Source organism: Streptomyces sp. NPDC006265 (genome assembly GCF_040613555.1).
Taxonomy (GTDB): Bacteria; Actinomycetota; Actinomycetes; order Streptomycetales; family Streptomycetaceae; genus Streptomyces.
The window spans coordinates 1-1,678 of sequence record NZ_JBEXSH010001322.1 but is presented as its reverse complement, the minus strand read 5'-3'; the positions used below and the strand labels follow the sequence as shown (position 1 = coordinate 1,678).

The window sequence follows — 1,678 nt, the reverse complement described above, 5'->3', positions numbered from 1 at the left end:
GCACAGCAAGAACGCAGGGCGGCGGCGCCCCCCGCAACTCCCCCCGACACGGCGGGCCCGAAGACACCCCCCGACACGGCGCAGGATCCACCACCCCGGCGCGTGGTCGCACCCCGCGCCGGCCTCGACGCCCGGATCACCCCGGTGGGCGTGACGGACGAAGGGGACATGGCCGTCCCCGACGACCCGTCCGTGGCCGGCTGGTACCGCTACGGCCCCGCGCCGGGCAGTGCCGAGGGTTCGGCCGTACTGGTCGGGCACGTCGACACCGACACCGGAGCTCTCGGCGAGTTCCGCGCGCTGTACGGCGTACGGCGCGGGGACAGGGTCGAGGTGCGCCGCGCGGGGAACGAGCCGGTGACCTACCGGGTCGTCTCCCGGGTCACCGTGCCGAATGAGGACCTACCTCCCTCGGCATTCCGCCGCTCCGGCGCCCCGATCCTCACCCTCATCACCTGCGCGCCCCCGTTCGTCCCCGAGCGGGGCGGCTACCTTTCCAATCTCGTCGTCACGGCGGATCCTGTCGGGAGGACGCAGTGGCCCACGTAGCGTCCGCGCACCTGCTGGAACTGGCCCTGGGCAACACCGCACCGGGCGACGCCGAGGCCCTGCGGCACGTCGAGCAGTGCGACCGCTGCCGCGACGAACTCGGCATGCTGATCCGCCTGGTGACGGCCGCACGCACCGCCAAGGCGGTGGACCTGCCGATCCCGCCCCCCGAACACGTCTGGCTCCGCATCACCCAGGAGGTCTCCCGCGAGACGGGCACTCCCCCGCCTCGGGACTACCCGTGGCGCGACGCGGGGCCCGGTTCGTGAGAGCGGATACCTACGGTTGTCCCGGTTGCAGGACCAATCCGCCGCCCACTGGGACCGGATTACGTCCGGAGATGTCCCAACAGCGGAGGCCCCTTTGCAAGAAGCCGTGTATATCGGCAAGAACCCTTCGTCGGAACCGGATCTCGAGGAGCTGGTGGGGCGCGTGGCCCTGGGTGACGAGGATGCGTTCGCCTCCGTCTATGACGCCGTGGCCGGTTCCGTCCCTGGGGGTCGCGGTGCCGTGCTGCGTGATCAGGCGCAGTTGGAGGAGGTGGCCCAGGAGGTGCTGGTGGAGGTGTGGCGGACCGCCCCCCGCTATCGGGCCGACCGCGGGACGGCGGTCAACTGGATCCTCACGCTGGCGCACCGCCGCGCGGTGGACCGGGTCCGCTCCGTGGAGGCCGCGGCCGCCCGCGACCACAAGGCCGCGCTGCTGGAGCGGACACCCGAGTTCGACGAGGTGACCGAGCAGGTCGAGGCCAGGCTGGAGCGGGAGCAGGTACGGCGGTGCCTGCGCACGCTGACCGAGTGCTCTCGCCGAAGGACCTGGAGAAGGGCTCCTTCACCACCCTGGAGAAGTCCAAGCTCACCACCTCCGGCTCCGGCGAGTCCTACACCGTCAACGGCGATTCCAAGGTCGTCTGCGGCAACGTCAAGACCGCCAACGCCACCGTCTGCATCGTCGACACGGTGCTGATGCCGACCTCCTGACGGCGCACCGCACGGGGGCCGGGACCGCTGCTGTCCCGGCCCCCGTCGGCGTTCCCCGGGACGTTTTCCGGGCATCCGCGTCACAGCGGCGGCCACCGCGGGTCGAAACGAGTACAGGCACCTGACGAACACCTCACGGCAGGAAGGAC

The 1,678-nt window shown here is 71.5% G+C and carries 2 protein-coding genes and 2 pseudogenes; all 4 read left to right on the top strand.

The window, feature by feature from the left end; genetic code table 11:
• Positions 1-549: class F sortase (locus ABZ281_RS48420; protein ID WP_356665121.1), on the top strand; the 549-nt coding region annotated here is incomplete at its 5' end.
• A complete protein-coding gene (locus ABZ281_RS48415; RefSeq protein WP_356665119.1) occupies positions 537-818 on the top strand; it encodes a hypothetical protein in 282 nt (93 codons plus the stop codon). The genes ABZ281_RS48420 and ABZ281_RS48415, both read left to right, overlap by 13 nt.
• A 94-nt stretch (positions 819-912) precedes the next feature.
• Positions 913-1,347: pseudogene (locus tag ABZ281_RS48410) on the top strand (sigma factor); the annotation flags it as partial.
• A gap of 2 nt (positions 1,348-1,349) precedes the next feature.
• A pseudogene (locus tag ABZ281_RS48405) lies at positions 1,350-1,529 on the top strand (fasciclin domain-containing protein); the annotation flags it as partial.
• Between the last annotated feature and the right edge of the window lie 149 nt (positions 1,530-1,678).